The sequence below is a fragment of the Sphingomonas sp. LM7 genome (genome assembly GCF_002002925.1).
Classification (GTDB): domain Bacteria; phylum Pseudomonadota; class Alphaproteobacteria; order Sphingomonadales; family Sphingomonadaceae; genus Sphingomonas.
This window is the reverse complement of the sequence record NZ_CP019511.1, coordinates 2,458,808-2,475,684: the sequence shown is the minus strand read 5'-3', so window position 1 is coordinate 2,475,684 and position 16,877 is coordinate 2,458,808. Positions and strand designations below refer to the sequence as shown.

General features: G+C 64.7%; 11 protein-coding genes, 1 tRNA gene and 1 pseudogene. 6 read left to right on the top strand and 7 right to left on the bottom strand.

Annotated elements, in window-relative coordinates; genetic code table 11:
* Window positions 1-3 precede the first annotated feature (3 nt).
* The 5 genes and pseudogenes from BXU08_RS11295 to BXU08_RS11280 form a co-directional block, all read right to left on the bottom strand.
* Entirely contained in the window at window positions 4-1,158 is a 1,155-nt protein-coding gene (locus tag BXU08_RS11295; RefSeq protein ID WP_077510147.1) for a DUF3800 domain-containing protein, read from the bottom strand.
* A 283-nt stretch (window positions 1,159-1,441) separates the two neighbouring features.
* The gene (locus tag BXU08_RS20340) at window positions 1,442-1,747 is read right to left on the bottom strand and encodes an AlpA family transcriptional regulator (protein ID WP_253190625.1); all 306 of its coding nucleotides are present in this window, start codon (window positions 1,745-1,747) and stop codon (window positions 1,442-1,444) included.
* Window positions 1,748-1,843: 96 nt separating this feature from the next.
* Window positions 1,844-2,002: pseudogene (locus tag BXU08_RS20465) on the bottom strand (helix-turn-helix transcriptional regulator); the annotation flags it as partial.
* Window positions 2,003-2,681: 679 nt separating this feature from the next.
* Window positions 2,682-3,902 (bottom strand): integrase arm-type DNA-binding domain-containing protein, encoded by a 1,221-nt coding sequence (locus tag BXU08_RS11285; protein ID WP_077510145.1) that lies wholly within the window; start codon window positions 3,900-3,902, stop codon window positions 2,682-2,684.
* Window positions 3,903-4,065: 163 nt separating this feature from the next.
* Window positions 4,066-4,141, bottom strand: a tRNA-Thr gene (locus tag BXU08_RS11280).
* Window positions 4,142-4,343: 202 nt separating this feature from the next.
* Here BXU08_RS11280 and BXU08_RS11275 point away from each other — a divergent pair.
* The 6 genes from BXU08_RS11275 (at window position 4,344) to BXU08_RS11250 (ending at window position 13,503) form a co-directional block, all read left to right on the top strand.
* The gene (locus tag BXU08_RS11275) at window positions 4,344-5,600 is read left to right on the top strand and encodes a hypothetical protein (protein ID WP_077510144.1); all 1,257 of its coding nucleotides are present in this window, start codon (window positions 4,344-4,346) and stop codon (window positions 5,598-5,600) included.
* 86 nt (window positions 5,601-5,686) lie between these two features.
* Window positions 5,687-10,309, top strand: coding sequence for an NAD-glutamate dehydrogenase domain-containing protein (locus BXU08_RS11270; RefSeq protein ID WP_077510143.1), 4,623 nt, complete (start codon window positions 5,687-5,689; stop codon window positions 10,307-10,309).
* Window positions 10,310-10,439: 130 nt separating this feature from the next.
* Window positions 10,440-11,084: a PepSY-associated TM helix domain-containing protein gene (locus tag BXU08_RS11265; RefSeq protein WP_077510142.1), complete on the top strand. Its 645-nt coding sequence runs from the start codon at window positions 10,440-10,442 to the stop codon at window positions 11,082-11,084.
* Between the two features lie 16 nt (window positions 11,085-11,100).
* Window positions 11,101-11,622 carry a DUF2271 domain-containing protein gene (locus tag BXU08_RS11260; RefSeq protein ID WP_077510141.1) on the top strand — a complete coding sequence of 174 codons (522 nt, stop codon included), beginning with the start codon at window positions 11,101-11,103 and terminating at the stop codon, window positions 11,620-11,622.
* A 16-nt stretch (window positions 11,623-11,638) separates the two neighbouring features.
* Window positions 11,639-12,508 carry a DUF4198 domain-containing protein gene (locus BXU08_RS11255; protein WP_077510140.1) on the top strand — a complete coding sequence of 290 codons (870 nt, stop codon included), beginning with the start codon at window positions 11,639-11,641 and terminating at the stop codon, window positions 12,506-12,508.
* Between the two features lie 62 nt (window positions 12,509-12,570).
* Window positions 12,571-13,503 (top strand): FAD:protein FMN transferase, encoded by a 933-nt coding sequence (locus BXU08_RS11250; protein WP_366926554.1) that lies wholly within the window; start codon window positions 12,571-12,573, stop codon window positions 13,501-13,503.
* A 41-nt stretch (window positions 13,504-13,544) separates the two neighbouring features.
* On the opposite strand, the gene BXU08_RS11245 is transcribed toward BXU08_RS11250, so the two are convergent.
* Both BXU08_RS11245 and BXU08_RS11240 read right to left on the bottom strand, forming a co-directional pair.
* A complete protein-coding gene (locus BXU08_RS11245; protein WP_077510139.1) occupies window positions 13,545-14,228 on the bottom strand; it encodes a Fe2+-dependent dioxygenase in 684 nt (227 codons plus the stop codon).
* A 162-nt stretch (window positions 14,229-14,390) separates the two neighbouring features.
* Window positions 14,391-16,820, bottom strand: a complete 2,430-nt coding sequence (locus tag BXU08_RS11240; RefSeq protein WP_077510138.1) for a TonB-dependent siderophore receptor — start codon at window positions 16,818-16,820, stop codon at window positions 14,391-14,393.
* Window positions 16,821-16,877: the final 57 nt, after the last annotated feature.

Genomic DNA, 16,877 nt, shown 5'->3' with positions numbered 1-16,877 from the left:
CGATTAGACGCTGGCCCCCTTTGCCGCCGCGTAATCCGCGACCGCCCTTCTCCGGTTCTCTTCCCCGATCTGATACAGCTGCGAGGCGCGGGCCATCGTCTCCGAATCCGGCTCGTCCGCCTCCATCCGCTCAACCTCGGCAGCCACATCCGCGTGGATTGCTTCGGCGGTGAAGACGTTCTGCCTGCCTCGACGGCGCGAATAGTCCAGGATCGACTGGCAGCCGGCAGGCAGGTCTTGCCCTCGTAGACTGCGGGCGATCAGCCATAGAATCACGTCGGTAACTTGGATGCCAGCGCTGTCTCGCGCGCTCGTGATCTCGAGGCGACTGCCGAACACGCGGCGAAGCATCGCTCTCTCGCCGAGCGGCATGTCGATGAAAGCCGCGCCAGCGTTCGCGTAGAAGTCGTGCCAGAACGCGAGCGAGGCGGCGAATTCCGATTGACGATCGTGACGGATAACCTCGACTGGACGGCTCCACTCGGTGGACTGCGTCTCCACCCCGGCAAGGAGGTTGCCGAACCCAACAGTGTTCGGGAGGTGGCCCTGACGGGCGACCTTGTCCTCCGAGAATATGTCTATCGCCTCCGGGTTCGCCATCGCCCAGGTTAGACCCTCGCCGATGACCTCCCTCGATCTCGCATCGGGCAGTCGTTCGACGCGCTCAAGGACGCGGCCACAGAACTGGATCAGTTTCTCGCGGGCCCGGGAAGCATTCACCTCCATGAGGGCGTCCCAGAACAACTGCGCTATTTCCGAGTCGAGGAGCCAGGCGAACTTGAAGGCCATCGTCATGCGCACGGGCCGCATGAGGAACACCTGGGTCGGGACGGCCCGGTTCTCCGCTGGATCGAGAAGGGTGTGGAAAGCCTTCGTGCCAAGAACATAGCGTTTCTCCACGATGCTGGCGAAGAAGGACGGCCCGGAGCGTCGCAAGATCGAAAGAAGGTCCGGCGCTATCTCCTCCAGCCTGCCGACGCCCAGCTTGCTTGCGTGCAACTCGTCGTCGTCAAAACGCAGGGCGAGCTCGCGCACCTGCGCGCCAAACCGAGTGTCGAAGTCGCTGCGCGTCATCAGCGCGGCGGTGATGAAGAGCGGCTGGTCGTCGTCGAGGAGGCGCGCGCCGGTGTTTCCGGTCTCGTCTACATAAGCGAACAAGTGGGTCTCCGCGGTGTCGGCTGCCTCGCATCTAGCAGCTGGCCGTCTGCGCTTCTACTTGAGCTATGCTGAGATCGCAGTTTTGGATACTGCAATTCGATGTCAGCTTTGCCTACTTCGAGCCTGCGAAGCCGTCAGTCCGCAACCGGCCCAGTTGCCACCATTCCCGTTCTCGCGTGACAATGGGTGTCGAGTTCGAAACGGCCTTTTGGGGCTTACGGCGATGAGCGGTTCTAGAAGGGGGTCGGCACAAGCGAGCTCTACTCCGCCTACATTCGATAACCTACCTCCGTCGCTGCGCAGCGCTCAGCATTCTCGCGATGGCCGCATCGATCTCTTGTCTATTCCAAGACTGTCGTCCGCCCAACAGGATCGGATTTGGCAACGTTCCCCGGTAAACCTCGCGTATGAACGCTGACTCGGACAGATCGAGATAAGCCGCGGCGGTTCGCTGTCGCATCATCTCCGGCCAGTCGGGAAAACGCAGCGCTATATCCCGGTCGGGCGGCACCTCGCCCTCCGGTAGCGTTAAGCCGACCACGCCGGCAATTTTGGCAGCCGCCTCGGCGCCTTTCTCGTTCGGTACCAAGGGCGGCCGCCTATTCTCGCCGATCTTCTGCGGTGGGGCGGGAGGCGGCAACCATGGCCGGATTTCTGACTGGGCCGCAATTCTTGCGTCTATCCATGCCTGGACTTCCCCATTCCGCCAGGCCGTTGTTCGCCCGCCAAGAGTATAGTGCGGCGGAAAAGTACCGTCTTGTATCCTGCGATATATTGTCGAACGCGAAAGACCGGTGCGCTCTCGCACCTCTTTGATCCTGATAAAATAGTCGTTTGGTTCCACTGTATGGATCCTTCAGGTCAAAATGATCATAGACCGCTCGCTGCGCTCTATCGTCACAAGCCGCACTTCAGCAGCCTTCCCGGCCCGCATCCGTACGCGTGCAGCAATCGCTGCCCTGTCCTGCGGCGAGAAGCGTCCGAAATGCTGGCCGCAGCAATCCTGGCAAGGTGTACGCTCGGCTTGGGCAGCCCCGCGATTGCCAAAATGCAGCCGCCTCGCGCGGCGCGCCAAGAGGCCGGTGCATTGAACGCGAAGTGGCTCGCTCCCTGTGAGGGGGCACATGCGCTTTCGTACAACTCCGTGCCGGCTGCGCCAAGCCACGACGCTTCGATGTTTCCAAGTAAACTCCGATGGATTTCAGCGGATTCCTATGGACTTTAAGCTTTGAAATATCTACAGTCGTCCCGTCGGATGAAGATCATACGAAAGCGAATTGGGACTCGATCTACATTACCGAAGACATTTTTGTGGGTACATGTATATCGTCAGCTAGTTATTGATTTTTCTTATCAATTTCTTGCTGTTAATCCGCAGGTGCTCTTCTGACACTTATGCGGTGCTAACTGAAAATTGCTTGGCCAATCCCTGAGGGCCGGGCTCCCGTATTTGGCCATCCGCGCATGTCGTGATTGTCACAAGGACGGCCGCTTCTGCTCTTCGGATAAACCTTAGAGCTGGATCAGGCTCGACGGAATGCCGGCGTGAGAATCTGCGCTCCATCGCGAAGTTGGTCCAGGTAGTCGGACCACCATTGCATCATCCGCACCCGTTCAGCCCAATGGGCGCCGCGATGATACGCTGCACGAACCTGATCAGGGTCCTTGTGGGCGAGTGAGCGCTCAATCGCATCGGGGTGCCAGAGGCCTGACTCATTTAGCAGCGTGCTCGCTACGGCCCGGAAACCGTGGGAGGTCATCTCGTCGCCGCCATAGCCAAGCCGGCGTAATGCAGAGTTGAGCGTGTTCTCCGACATACAGCGCCGTGTCGTATGGAATGCCGGAAACAGGTACGGGCCGGCATTGGATAGGCCGCGAAGTTCCCGCAACAGTTCGATCACCTGCGTCGAAAGCGGCACCGCGTGCGGTTGGGCCATCTTCATCTTTGCTGCCGGAATTCGCCAAACCGCGCCTTCTAGATCAAACTCTTGCCATTCGGCCTGACGCAACTCGCCGGGGCGGACAAAAACATAGGGCGCGATCTTCAACGCGATCAGCGTCTCCGGCTTCCCCGAGTAGCCCTCGATCGAGCGGAGCAATTCGCCGACCAGCTTGGGGTCGAGGATGGCCGCATGGTGCGTCACCTGCGGTGCTGTGAGCGCACCGCGAAGGAGGTCGGCAGGGTTGTCCTTCGCCCTCATGGTGACGATCGCATAGCGAAAGACGCGACCGGCAAAGGCGCGTAACCTCTGGGCCGTCTCGTGATGCCCCTTCCTCTCCACCTTGCGAAGTGCATTCAGAAGCTCGTGCGGAGTGATCTCAGAAACCGCACGGTGACCGATGTCGTGATCGACGAGGTCTCGAAACCAACGAGCCTTCTTGATGGTGACGGCCTTTTTCCCTTCACGCTCCATCTTGTCGATGAACTCGTCCGCAACGAGCTTGAAAGTGGTCGCTGCACTGATCGTAGCTTCGATGGCTGCTTGACGCTTCGCCGCGGCCGGATCGACTCCGTTCGCAAGCAGGCGTCGGGCCTCGTCCCGCTTTGCGCGCGCATCCTTGAGCGAGACTTCGGGGTATTTCCCGAGCGCGAGTTTTTTCTCGACACCGCGAAATCGGAACTTCAATCGCCACAGTCGCGTGCCCGAGGGCTGCACCTGAAGGTACAAACCGTGCTCATCCGCCACTTTGTACGCAGTCGCGCGCGGCTGTAACCTACTGATCTCTAACGCTTTTATCGCCATTTGGGGGCCTCGATTCTGACCTGTTGCTCGGGGCCCCCAGCGAGGCCCCCAAATCAGCCGGAAAAGGGCGGATTGAGGCGAACGCAAGCGGACAGCCGATGGCCAATTTTACCAGCATTTCTGCGGGTTTACGAGGATTTTAGGGTGCCCGAAAATCGGGAAATGGTGCCGCTTACAGGACTCGAACCTGTGACCCCCGCATTACGAATGCGATGCTCTACCAGCTGAGCTAAAGCGGCCCGTTCGAAGCGCATCGCCTCGAAAGAGAGCGGGCGCTTACCAGCATGATCCCTAGCTGACAAGCGTTGCGATTTGCTTGCCGTGCTGCGGGCCGCACCCCCGCATCAATACGTACCCGTCGGGCTTTACGCGTCGTTTACCACGGGCGGTGCACAAGCTGCGTCTCAAGGACGGGCCATTTGCCCGCAACGGAGCACGCGCATGGATATGGCTCGCGGCATCAATGAGCCCTTCGAATCGGCCCCCGAGGTCTCGAACGACGACGCAGTTGCGGATCGTCCGATGGAGATCGGCGCCGACGAGCGCCGCATGCATGTGCGTGCCTATAATTATTGGGTCTCGCTGCTTCAGGGCCGTCCCTATCCGTCGATCGAGGACCTCGATCCGGAGAATATCGCCGATTTCGGCCCGCACAGCGTGCTGCTCGACTTCACCCGCGGGATCGAGGATCCGGCGATTCGCTATCTCGGCGGGATGCTGCGCGAGGAATGCGGCTTCACGCCCGCGATCCAGACGATCGGCGAAGTGCCGAGCCGTTCGCTGCTTTCGCGGCTGACCGACCATTATCTCCAGATCATCGCGAATCGCGCGCCGATCGGCTTCGAAGCCGAGTTCGTCGGCCAGCGCGGGCACAATACGCTCTATCGCGGCATCCTGATGCCCTATTCGTCGGACGGCGAGACGATCGACTTCATCTATGGCGTGATCAACTGGAAGGAGCTGGTCGACGCCGAGACGCAGGCCAGGCTCAACGCCGAGATCGAGGAATCGCGCCGCGCCGCGCCGCAGAATCCGGTTGCCGCAGCGGTCTGGGCCGACGGCCCCAGCGCAGGCTTCGATTCGCCGGCCGAGCCCGCCGAATCGCCGAGCTATGGATCGGCCCTTGCCGACCAGTTGCTGATGGCGCGCGAATCGGCTGCAGCCGCGCGCGCTTCGGACACGCGCAGCCGCTCGGCGCTGTATCGCGCGCTCAGCCGCGCCTATGATTTCGCCCGCGCCGCCGAAGAGGCATCCGAGGACTATCGCGAGCTGCTCGCCGATTCGGGGCTTACCGTCCAGGCGCGTGCGCCGATGACGCCGGCCGTGAAGCTCGTCTTCGGCGCCGACTACGACAAGACCCGGCTTACCGAATTCGCCGCGGTGCTCAGCTATGCCAAGCGCCAATATGTGCCGCAGGGCGGTCTCGACGCGTTTCTCGAAGTCGCCGAGGGCGGCATCAAGGGCGTGGTCAAGGCCGAGCGCGAGCATCGCCGCCCGGCGCGGAAGCGCGACGTGTTCGCGCAGGCAGCCGAGGAACTGCGCAGCCGTGCGTCGCTCGGCCATGTCGATATCACGGCAGGGCAGGACGAGTTCGTCGTGCTGCTGGCGCGTGCGGGCAAGCAGGGCCTCGATATCGTCGCAAGCTTCGAGGACGACACCGCGTTGACCGAACGGGCTATTCGCAAGGCCGCTGCCTGAGCTGTTAGCGTTAAACTAGTCGCAATCGATACTTTGTCGCTCGCCAAGCCTTGAGGTCGGGCGCGGGGCGGAGCATAGCGGCGACCATGAAAAGCATGATGACGTCGCTAACGCAGGCGTTCGAGGCGCGGCTGCTCGAAGGAGCGCTGCCGGGAGAGCTGGAAGGATTCGACGAGGGCGAGCGTGCCGACGCTGCCGACTTCGTCGCCCAAGCCGCGGCGGTGCGCCCGCCGGGCGGTCCGCAGATTCGGCTCGAGACCTATCTCGACGAAGAGCGCCGCAGCATGCGGCTCGCCGTCATCAACGACGACATGCCCTTCCTGGTCGATTCGATTGCGAGCGCGATCGCGGCGCACGACATCGGCATCTTCCGCATCATCCATCCCGTGATCGCCGTCGAGCGCGATGGCGAGGGCAAGCTGGTCTCGATCGGCCCCGACGCTGCCGCGGCGCGCCGCGAATCGATGATCTATATCGAGATGGAGCGCAGCGACGCACGCACGCGCCGCGCACTCGTCTCCGAGATAGAGAATACGCTGGCGCAGGTGCGCAGCGCGGTCGAGGACTGGCGCGCGCTCCAGGCGGCGATCGTCGCCGACGCGGCCGATCTGTCGTCCGACGAAGGCAAGGCGCTGCTGCGCTGGTTCCATGACGGCGCGATGACGCTGCTCGGGCACGAGAAGTGGCGCGCCGACGGCAGCGTCTCCGATCAGCTCGGGCTGGCGCGCTACACGCTGGAAACCCCGATCCTCGCCGAGGCTTCGCGACAGGCCGCGGTCGAGCATTTCCGCAAGGGCGGCGAGACGCCGCTGCTGCTCAAGTCCAATTCGATCTCGACGGTGCATCGCCGCGTGCCGCTCGACATCGTCGTGGTGCCGATCCTCACCGGCGCCGAAGTGACCGGGCTGTCGATCCATTCGGGGTTGTGGACCAGCGCGGCGCTGTTCGCCGATCCGCAGGACGTGCCGGTGCTGCGCGCGCGGCTGGCGGGCCTCGAGAAAAAGTTCGGCTTCGATCCCAAGGGGCATACCGGCAAGGCGATGGCGCATGCGCTGACCGCGCTGCCGCATGATCTGACCACGGCATTCGACGCAGCGTCGCTCGAGACCTTGGTGCTCACCACCATGTCGGTTGCCGACCGGCCGCGTTCGAAGCTGGTGCTGGTGCGCAGCCTGCTTGGGCGGCATCTGTTCGCCTTCGCCTGGCTGCCGCGCGACGAGATCTCGACCGGCCGCCGCGAGGCGATCGGCGAGATGCTGAGCGAGGCAGCCCATGCCAAGCTGATCAACTGGTCGATCGCGCTGGAGGACGGCGTCGTCGCCCTGCTGCGCTACACGCTCGACTTGCGCGGCGGCGGCGTCATGCCCGATGCAGCCGAGCTCGATGCGCGGCTTGAGCGGATGCTGCGCGGCTGGGTGCCGGCGGTCGAGGCAGCGCTGGTCGAACAGGCCGGCAGCGCCTCCACGCGACTGGCGCTACGCTATGCCAGTGCCTTCCCCGCGGTCTATCGCACCACGACGTCGCCCGAAGAGGCGGCGCGCGACGTCCTGCGCATCGCGACGCTGGAGGCGCCGGGGGCGCGTTCGGTGCGGATCACCCCGCACCCGAGCAAGAAGGGCGCGTACCGGATCAAGCTCTATGCCCAGGGCGGCGCGCTGGCGCTGTCCGACGCCGTGCCGGTGTTCGAGAATTTCGGCTTCCGCGTGCTCGAAGAGGTGCCGACCCAGCTCGCCAATGGCAGCTTCGTCCATGATTTCGAAGTCGCGCTGACCGGCGATTCCAGAGCGCTCGCCGCCGAGCCTCAGCTTGTCGAAGATGCGATCGCCGCAGTGCTGGAGGGTCGCGCCGAGAACGATTTGTTCAACCGGCTGATCGTCGAGGGCGGCATGCGCGCAAGCGCGGTGGTGCTGTTCCGCGCCTGGTTCCGCTATCTGCGCCAGACCGGGCTGAGCTACGGCATGGCCACGGTGGTCGACGCGCTGCGCCGCGCCCCCGCGGTCGCCGCAGCGCTGATTGAGCGGTTCGAAGCCGCGCACGACCCTGCGCGTGCTGGCAAGGACGACAATGCCGTCAAGGCGGCGGCCAAGGCGATCGATGTCGGGCTCGACCGGGTCTCGGCGATCGACGACGACCGCATCCTGCGCACGTTGCGCGGCGTCGTGCTGGCCACGCTGCGCACGAACGCATTCGCTCCGGCGTCGGCCGAGGCACTGGCGTTCAAGCTCGATTCCGCCAAGGTGCCTGGACTCCCGGCGCCGCTGCCCTGGCGTGAGATCTGGGTATACAGCCCCCGTGTCGAAGGCATCCATCTGCGCGCCGGCCCGGTCGCGCGCGGCGGGCTGCGCTGGTCCGATCGCCGCGACGACTTCCGTACCGAGATCCTCGGGCTGATGAAGGCGCAGCGCGTCAAGAACGCCGTGATCGTGCCAACCGGTGCGAAGGGCGGCTTCTATCCCAAGCTGCTGCCGTCGCCCGCACAGGACCGCGACGCGTGGCTGGCCGAGGGCACCGAGAGTTACCGCATTTTCATCCGCTCACTGCTGTCGATCACCGACAACATCGTCGCGGGTATGGTGGTACATCCAGAAGGCGTGGCGATCCTCGATGGCGAGGACCCGTATTTCGTCGTCGCCGCCGACAAGGGCACTGCGACCTTCTCCGACGTAGCCAATGCAATCGCCGTCGAGCGCAACTTCTGGCTGGGCGACGCCTTCGCCTCGGGCGGGTCGCACGGTTATGATCACAAGGCGATGGGCATCACCGCCAAGGGCGCGTGGGTGTCGGTCCGCCGCCACTTCCTCGAAATGGGCGTCGACGTGCAGTCCGAACCGGTGCGCGTCGCCGGCTGTGGCGATATGTCGGGCGACGTGTTCGGCAACGGCATGCTGCTCAGCAAGTCTATCAAGCTCGTCGCCGCGTTCGACCACCGCCATATCTTCCTCGATCCTGATCCCGATCCCGCGAAGAGCTGGGACGAGCGCTCGCGGATGTTCGCGCTGCCGCGCTCCAGCTGGGCGGATTATAATCCCGAGCTTATCTCGAAGGGCGGCGGCGTGTTCGCGCGCACCGAAAAGTCGATCCCGCTGAGCCCTGAAGTCCAGGCGATGCTCGGGCTCGATGTCGCGGAGATCGATCCGACCAGCCTGTTGTCGGCAATCCTCAAGGCGCAGGTCGACCTGCTGTGGTTCGGCGGCATCGGCACCTATGTAAAGGCAGCGTCGGAGAGCCATGTTGATGTCGGCGATCCCGCCAACGACCGCATCCGCGTCAACGCCGAGCAGCTTCGCGCCAAGGCGCTTGGTGAGGGTGCCAATCTCGGCGTGACTCAGGCCGCACGCATCGCGTTCGCGAGCCTTGGCGGACGGATCAACACCGACTTCATCGACAATTCGGCGGGCGTCGATTGTTCGGACAACGAGGTCAACATCAAGATCGCGCTCAACCGCGAAGTGATCGAAGGCCGGCTCGAATTTGAGGACCGCAACAGCCTGCTCGTCGAGATGACCGACGATGTCGCGCACCTCGTGCTGGAGGACAACCGTCTCCAGACGCTGGCGCTGTCGTTCATGGAGAATGACGGCGCGGTGTCGCTGCCCAGCTATGTCCGGGTGATCGAGATACTCGAAGGTGCCGGCCGACTCGACCGCGCAGTCGAGGGGCTGTCGTCGAATGAGGATCTGCTGCGCCGTGCGCAGGAGGGCAGGGGGCTCACCCGGCCCGAGCTGGCGGTACTGCTGGCCTCGACCAAGCTCGCGCTGCAGGATGCGATCGAGCAGGGCAATCTCGGCCAGGACGCCGAGCTCGAGGACGATCTGCTCGCCGCCTTCCCGCATGCGATGCAGGAACGGTTCGCCACTGCGATCGAGGAGCATCGCCTCCGCAACGAGATCGTCGCCACCAAGCTCGCCAATCGCCTGGTCAATCGCCTCGGCGTGCTCCATCCGTTCGAGCTCGCTGAGGAGGAAGGCGCGTCGATGCGTGACATCGCGGCGATGTTCGTCGTCGCCGAGCGGCTGTTCTGCCTGCCCGAGACCTGGGCTGCGGTCGAGACCGCGGCGATCAGCGAAGGCGCGCGGCTGGCGCTGCTGGATGAGATGGCAGTCGCGGTGCGCGGGCAGGTCGCGGATCTGTTGCGCGTCTGTCGCCCCGGTGCTGGCCCTGCCGAAGTGATTGCGCTGTTGCGGCCGGGCATCGATGCGCTGGATCGCGAGACCAAGGCGCTGCTGCTCGACGAAGTGAAGAGCCAGAGCGGACGCATTGCCGGCAAGCTGGAAGCCGCTGGCGCGCCGGCCGAGTTGGTCCAGAAGGTCGTGCGGCTGTTCGAGATGGACGGCGCGGTCGGCCTTGCCGAACTGAGCGTGCGAAAGAAGATCGACGAGACAGTGCTGACTCGTGCCTTTACCCATCTCGGCCAAGCGCTGGGTCTAGACTGGGCACAGTCGACCGCGGCGCGGATCACCACCGGCGATCCATGGGAACGGCTGCTCATCGCCGGGCTCGCGCGTGATTTCCAGCAGTTGCGGCTGGAGTTCCTCGGCCGTGCCGAAGGCGATCCGCAGGCGGCAGTCGATACATGGCTGGAGACCAATCGCGCCCGCGTCGAGCAGTTCGCCAATCTGGTGCGCCGCGCGCGGCAGGCGGCGTCGCCCAATGCTGCGATGCTGGCGCAGATTGCCGGACAGGCGCGGGTGTTGCTGGGCCGCGACTGATCCAAAACCAGCGCTCCCGCCAAGCGGGGGCGCTGGAGCCGAGCAACACTTCCTGACATCCCCATCATTGCAATTGCGAATCGTTCGCGTTATCGGCGGAGCTTCTGCGCTTTAGAGTCTCTTCCCGCCCATGCATGGTACTACCACCGCTTCTGCCAAAGCGAAGCGCAGCCGGAAGAGCTTCTGGCTGAAGCAGCTCCATACCTGGCATTGGATGAGCTCGGCGATCAGCCTGATCGGGCTGCTGCTGTTCGCGATCACCGGCTTCACGCTCAATCACGCCGCCGAGATCGAGGCGACGCCGGCGTCGGTCGAGCGTGCGGCGCTGCTACCGCCGCCGCTGCTTGCGCAGGTAAAACCCGATGACGCGCCGGACAGCAAGAAACCGATCCCAACCCCGGTGGCGCAGTGGATCGAAGGGCAGATCAAGCTCGATGCGCGCGGCGAAGCCGAATGGTCGGCCGATACCGTCTATCTCGCAAAACCACGGCCGGGCGGCGACGGTTGGATCTCGATCGATCGCGAGACCGGCGAAGTCACCAGTGAAGTCAGCTCGCGTGGCTGGGTCGCCTACCTCAACGATCTTCACAAGGGCCGCAATTCCGGCACGGTGTGGAAGTGGTTCATCGATATCTTCGTGCTCGCCTGCATCATCTTCACGCTCACCGGCCTGGTGCTGCTGTGGATGCATTCGAAGCATCGCAAGAGCACCTGGCCGCTCGTCTTCGCCGGGCTCGCCATTCCGGCGGCGCTTGCCGTCTTCTTCATTCACTAAGGGGGTTTCGTCAGCCATGCAGATTCGCCTGACCGGTCTTACCGTTACTGCGCTCGGCGCCAGCGCACTCGTCGCCGGCCCGGCGGCGGGGCAGACGCTCGATCTCAGCATCACCATCCCCAAGCTCAGCGTCGCCGAATATCACCGGCCCTATGTCGCGGTGTGGCTGGAGAAGGAGGGCGCGGCGCCGCGCAGCCTGGCGGTCTGGTATGATTTCGACATGAAGGCCAATGAAGGCACTAAATGGCTGCGCGACATCCGCCAATGGTGGCGCGCGTCGGGCCGCTCGATGTCCTTCCCCGCCGATGGCGTCACCGGCGCCACGCGCGCGCCCGGCACCCACAAATTGAGCTTCACTGCCGGCCGCGGACCGATGCCCGTGCTCACCGGCGGCGACTATACGCTCGTCGTCGAGGCGGCGCGCGAAGTCGGCGGGCGCGAACTGCTCCGGCTGCCGTTCAAGGTGCCGGCGAGTGGCACCGTCAAGGCGCAGGGCTCGGGCGAGCTCGGCGCGGTCAGCCTGACCGTTCGTCGTTGATCTCAAGGGGGATATCATGAAGCTTCGCACGCCATTACTCGCCGCCGCCGCATTCCTGACGCTGGCCGCACCTGCCGCCGTCCAGGCGCACCGCATGTGGATGTTGCCGTCCGCGACCGTCGTTTCGGGCAACGACGTGTGGGTGACGATCGACGCCGCAGTTTCGAACGACCTGTTCTATTTCGAGCACCAGCCGTTGCGCGGCGACCCCAAGATACTGGCGCCGGACGGCACCACGAGCGAGGTCGAGAACAAGGCTACCGGGCGCTACCGCACAACCTTCGACGTCCACCTGACGCAAAAGGGCACCTACAAGGTCGCGATCGTCAGCGACGGCGTGTTCGGCAGCTATATGCTGAACGGCGAGCGCAAGCAGCTGCCGCGCGGAACCACCGCTGCGACGCTGGCCACTGCCATCCCCGCAGGCGCGACCGAAGTGCGCACCAGCGAAAGCGCGAACCGCAACGAGGTGTTCATTACCTCGGGCGAGCCCACCGTCACGGTGCTCAAGCCCGCTGGCAAGGGCATCGAACTGGTCCCGGTGACGCATCCCAACGACCTTGTCGCCGGCGAGACCGCGACCTTCCAGTTCGTGCTCGACGGCAAGCCTATGCCCAACCAGGCGGTCACCGTGATCCCCGGCGGGATCCGCTATCGCGACAAGCTCAACCAGCTCGACCTCAAGACCGACGGTGACGGCAAGGTCCAGATCAAATGGCCCGAGCCCGGCATGTACTGGCTCAACGTCTCCACCGGCGGCGGCCGCGGCGAGGGCATGGGGCCGGGCGGTCCGGGTGCAGGTTCACAGGCGCCTGCCGCCGCTCCTGCAGGCCCTCCGGCGCGCCGCGCAAACTATGTGACGACGCTTGAGGTGCTTGCCCCCTGAGGATCGCGATCCCGCCGGCGCTATCCGCGCAGGCATTCCATAGGCGCGCGTCGGGCGCCGCGGTGACTTCGCTCGGCGGCGCCACCATGGGTACGAGCTGGTCGGCGCGGATCGTCGCGCCGGTATCCGGGCTGCCCGAGGGGATTGCGGAGGGCATCGAAGCGGTGCTCGCGCGGATCGTCGCGCAGATGAGCCAGTGGGAGCCGGACTCGGATCTGAGCCGGTTCAACCGCGCGGCGCCCGGCGCGTGGCGATCGCTGCCGCCCGAATTCAATATGGTGCTCGCCGCCGCATTGGTCGTCGCAGAGCGGAGCGGCGGCGCGTTCGATCCGGCGATGGGTGCGCTTGCCGAGCTATGGGGCTTCGGGGCTTCCGGCCGCGCTGGCGAGGTGCCTGACGCCGGGGAGATGGCCGAAGCATTGCGGCTCGGCGGGCGGGCGTGTGTCGAATTCGATCCGCTGCTGCTGCGCGCGTGCCGCTATGGCCGTGCAGCGCTGGACTTTTCCGGCATCGCCAAGGGGTATGCGGTCGACACGGTCGCCGCCTATTTGCGCGGGCTGGGGCTGAGCGACTGGCTGGTCGAGATCGGCGGCGAGCTTCGCGGCAACGGAATCAAGCCCGACGGCCAGCCCTGGTGGGTCGATTTCGAAGCCGTGCCCGGCTCCCCGCTGCCGCCGATCCGCGTCGCGCTGCACGGCCTCGCGATCGCCACTTCGGGCGATTATCGCCGAAATTTCGAAGTCGCTGGGCGGCGCTACGCCCACACCCTCGATCCGCGCACCGGGATGCCGCTCGACAATGGCGTGGCCTCGACGACGGTGCTCCATGGCGAGTGCATGCTGGCCGATGCCTGGGCGACTGCGCTGACCGTCCTGGGGCCGGAGGCAGGGCTCGCCTTGGCCGAGCGCGAGGGGCTGGCGATGCACATGGTGATACGCGAGAAGGCGGGGATGCGGGAGATCCTGTCGTCGGGGTTGGCGGCGATGCTGGAATAGACCCTGTTCCCCGGCGGGGGCGGGGAACATACGACCGCCGGTCAGGCGTCGGCCCAGGTCCGCAACAGATTATGGTACACCCCGGTCAGCTCGATCACCGAACGGTCCGCGCCGCCGAGCTGGCCGGTGAGCCGCTGCACCGAACGGTCGAGGTCGAACAGAATGCGGCGCGCATTGTCGTCGCGGATCATCGACTGCAGCCAGAAGAACGAGGCGACGCGCACGCCGCGCGTGACCGGGGTGACATGGTGCAGACTCGACGAAGGGTAGAGCACTGCATGCCCGGCGGGCAGCTTGACCCGCTGCAGCCCGAAATGATCCTCGACCACCAGTTCGCCGCCGTCATACCTAGCGGGATCTTCGAGGAAGATCGTGATCGAAAGGTCGCTGCGGATGCGAAACTCGGTGCCGCGCTGGATGCGGATCGCATTGTCGACATGCGTGCCGAAGGTCTGCCCCTCGCCATAGCGATTGAACAGCGGCGGAAAGACTTTCAACGGCAGCGCGGCGGCGAAGAACAAAGGCGACTGGCCGAGCGCTTCGAGCACCAGCGCCCCGGCTTCCCTGGCAGCGGCGCTGGCTTCGGGAAGCTGCTCGTTCTTCTTGGCGAGTGCCGACTGGTGCCCCGAGGTGACGTTGCCGTCGACCCATTCAGCCGCATCGATGATGCCGCGCAACTGTGCCACGCGGGCTGCATCGAGCAGGTCGGGAATGGCGATCATCATGCGTATCGGCCTCGACTGCGGGTGGCTGCGCGCGCCTGAACGAAGCGGCGGCCGTGAACGGTGTACCCGCTCCGGCTGCCGCAATTCCTGGCGCAGATCAACAAAAGCACGGACGACGGACCCGCTGGGGGGTAGGTCCGCCGTCCGCGCCTCCCCCTTTACTCAGAAGCCGTAGGTAAGCGACAGGATCGCCGCGCGGCCATCGCCGGGGGTCGCCCAGCCATTGTTGCGGACCCGGGTGTAATAGACCTTGTCGGTGAAGTTCTTGACGTTGAGCTGCGCTTTGAGCTGCTCGTTGATCTGGTAGGTCGCCACCGCCGAGTGGACCAGATAGCTGTGCGAGCGGTACACCGGGGTCCGGGTCGAACCGCCAGCCGTCGCCAGCGCCGGCAGGTTGAGTGCGAAGCTGCCCTGATAGGTCGCGGAATAGCCGAGCGTCAGTCCGAACGGCAGGGTGTACGAAGTGAACAGGCTCCCCGAATGCTTGGGAGTGTTCTGCAGTTCAGCGCCGGCCGCCGGATCGCGCAGCGTCGCGCTGTTCGCACAGGCCGTGCTTGGGTTGGCAAGACAAAAGTCCGACACAGACTGGAGCAGCTTCGGCTTCAGATAGGTGTAGTTCGCGGTCACCGACCATGCCGACGTGATCTTGCCGACCGCGCTCACCGCGACGCCGTCCACTCGCGACGCGCCATCCAGCACCTGATCGGGGATCGTGACATCGTTCGAAGGCACGCGATAGCTGTCACGCTCGTTGCGGAACAAGGCCGCGCTCAGCAGCAGCTTGCCGTTGGCGACTTCCGCCTTGACGCCGGCTTCATAGTTCTTGGCGCTTTCGGGCTTCACGTTGCAGGTGACCGCGGTGCATGCCCCGTTGACCGCGCTGATCGAGGGCGTCCGCGAATTGCCGTGCGCGACGTAGAGCGTGAGCTCTTCGACCGGCTTGTAGACCAGTCCGACGCGGTACGAGAACAGCTTCGCCTTGTTGCGCAGCGTCGGGCCAGTGACGAACGGTCCCTGCGGGGTCGTCAGCGTCGCGGCCGAAGCCAGCGCATCGGTGCGATAATTGCCACTGTTCGACTCCCAGCGTACGCCGCCATTGAGCTCGAAATTGCCGACCTTCATCGCATCGAACAGATAGAGCGCGTAGTTGGTGACTTCGCCCTGCTGGCGGCCAGTCGGTGTCGGGTTTACCGGGCCGGTCCAGACGTTGCTGCCGTAATTGAAGCCGGCGGGACCCGCGATCACTTCGTTCGGGTTGGCGATGTTGACCAGCGGATAGGCGGGGAGCAGCGTCGTGTTGGCGTTGCGGTACACGCTGCCGCTGGTGAGATTGTATTTCTCCCACATCGCCGAGGCGCCGGCCACCAGCGTGTGCTCGATCCCGCCGGTATTGAACACGCCGCGCAGATCGAACTGATTGTACATCAGCTGGTTCTTCGAATCGCGGTACGTGCCGCGCGGACCGCCGATGAGGTAGTAACCGGCCGGAGTCGTCGCCGGGCAGGCCGCGCCGGTCGGCTGGACATTGGTGGCCAGGCAATAGGTGCCCTGCGGGGGGCCGACGATCGTCAGCTGCGTGACGTTCTGCCAGCGGGCAAGGTTGCGCAGCGAGAAATTGCCGCTCAGCTCATGATCGAACGTGATCGTCGCCTGATCGACCGTGATCTCCTGCGTATCGACGTTGCGGTAGCCGTAATAGGAACTGCGATCGACCCCCGCGACTTCGCCGTCGTTCACCGCATTGATGAAATACGGTACGCCGTATTGCGGGATATTGTCGTCTTCCTGGTGGAGATATTGGAGCGTCAGCTTGGTCGGGCTGCCGATGCCGATAGTGACGGCGGGCGCGACGCCCCAGCGCTTATAGTCTTCGACATCGCGGCCGGGTACGTCGTTCTGGTGGACCATCGCGTTGATGCGAAGGCCGATCAGATCGGTGGCGCGCAGATTGAGATCCACGGTGCCGCGATAGTAATTATCGGTGCCGATTCCCGCGGTGACGATGCCGCGCGTCTCTGCCAGCGGCCGCTTGGTGATGATGTTGATTGAGCCGCCGACCGAACCGGAACCGCCGGAGACCGAGTTGGCGCCGTTGACGATCTCGAGCTGCTCGAGATTGAACGAGTCCGAGCGGCTATAGGCGGCGCTGTCGCGCACGCCGTCCTGGGTGATATCGCTGCCTGCCGAATAGCCGCGCAGCGTGATCGCATCCGCCGGCGGGCTGCCGCCTTCTGCCGCGCCGAAGGTGATGCCGGGCACGGTCGACAGCATGTCGCGCAGCGTCAGCAAATTCTGCTGCTCGATCGTCTCGGCAGTGATGACGGTGACGGTCTGGGGCGTGTCACGGACGGTGCGGGTCGCCTTGGGGCTCTCCTGGTGCGGCTGATAGGCCTGGCCGGTGACGATGATCTGTTCACGCTCCTGCGCGGTGCTCGCCTGGCCGCCGGACTGCTCCTGCTCGTCGGTGACGGCGGGCTTGTCCTTGTCTTCGGCGGCGCTGGCAGGCGCGGACGCGATGAAGCCGACACAGGCGAGCGCAAGGAATGCAGACCCGCTCGCCGCGTTGCGCGCGGCCTTCCTGGAATTGTTCACGATGACCCCCTCTGGTTCGTTCCGGGGTCAGCTATTGAGAGTCACTCGCAGAGTCAA

Coding starts and splice junctions, on each gene's coding strand:
- BXU08_RS11245 (WP_077510139.1), bottom strand. CDS start 14,228: ATGATGATCGCCATTCCCGACCTGCTCGATGCAGCCCGCGTGGCACAG.
- BXU08_RS11285 (WP_077510145.1), bottom strand. CDS start 3,902: ATGGCGATAAAAGCGTTAGAGATCAGTAGGTTACAGCCGCGCGCGACT.
- BXU08_RS11255 (WP_077510140.1), top strand. CDS start 11,639: ATGAAGCTTCGCACGCCATTACTCGCCGCCGCCGCATTCCTGACGCTG.
- BXU08_RS11270 (WP_077510143.1), top strand. CDS start 5,687: ATGAAAAGCATGATGACGTCGCTAACGCAGGCGTTCGAGGCGCGGCTG.
- BXU08_RS11265 (WP_077510142.1), top strand. CDS start 10,440: ATGCATGGTACTACCACCGCTTCTGCCAAAGCGAAGCGCAGCCGGAAG.
- BXU08_RS11260 (WP_077510141.1), top strand. CDS start 11,101: ATGCAGATTCGCCTGACCGGTCTTACCGTTACTGCGCTCGGCGCCAGC.
- BXU08_RS11275 (WP_077510144.1), top strand. CDS start 4,344: ATGGATATGGCTCGCGGCATCAATGAGCCCTTCGAATCGGCCCCCGAG.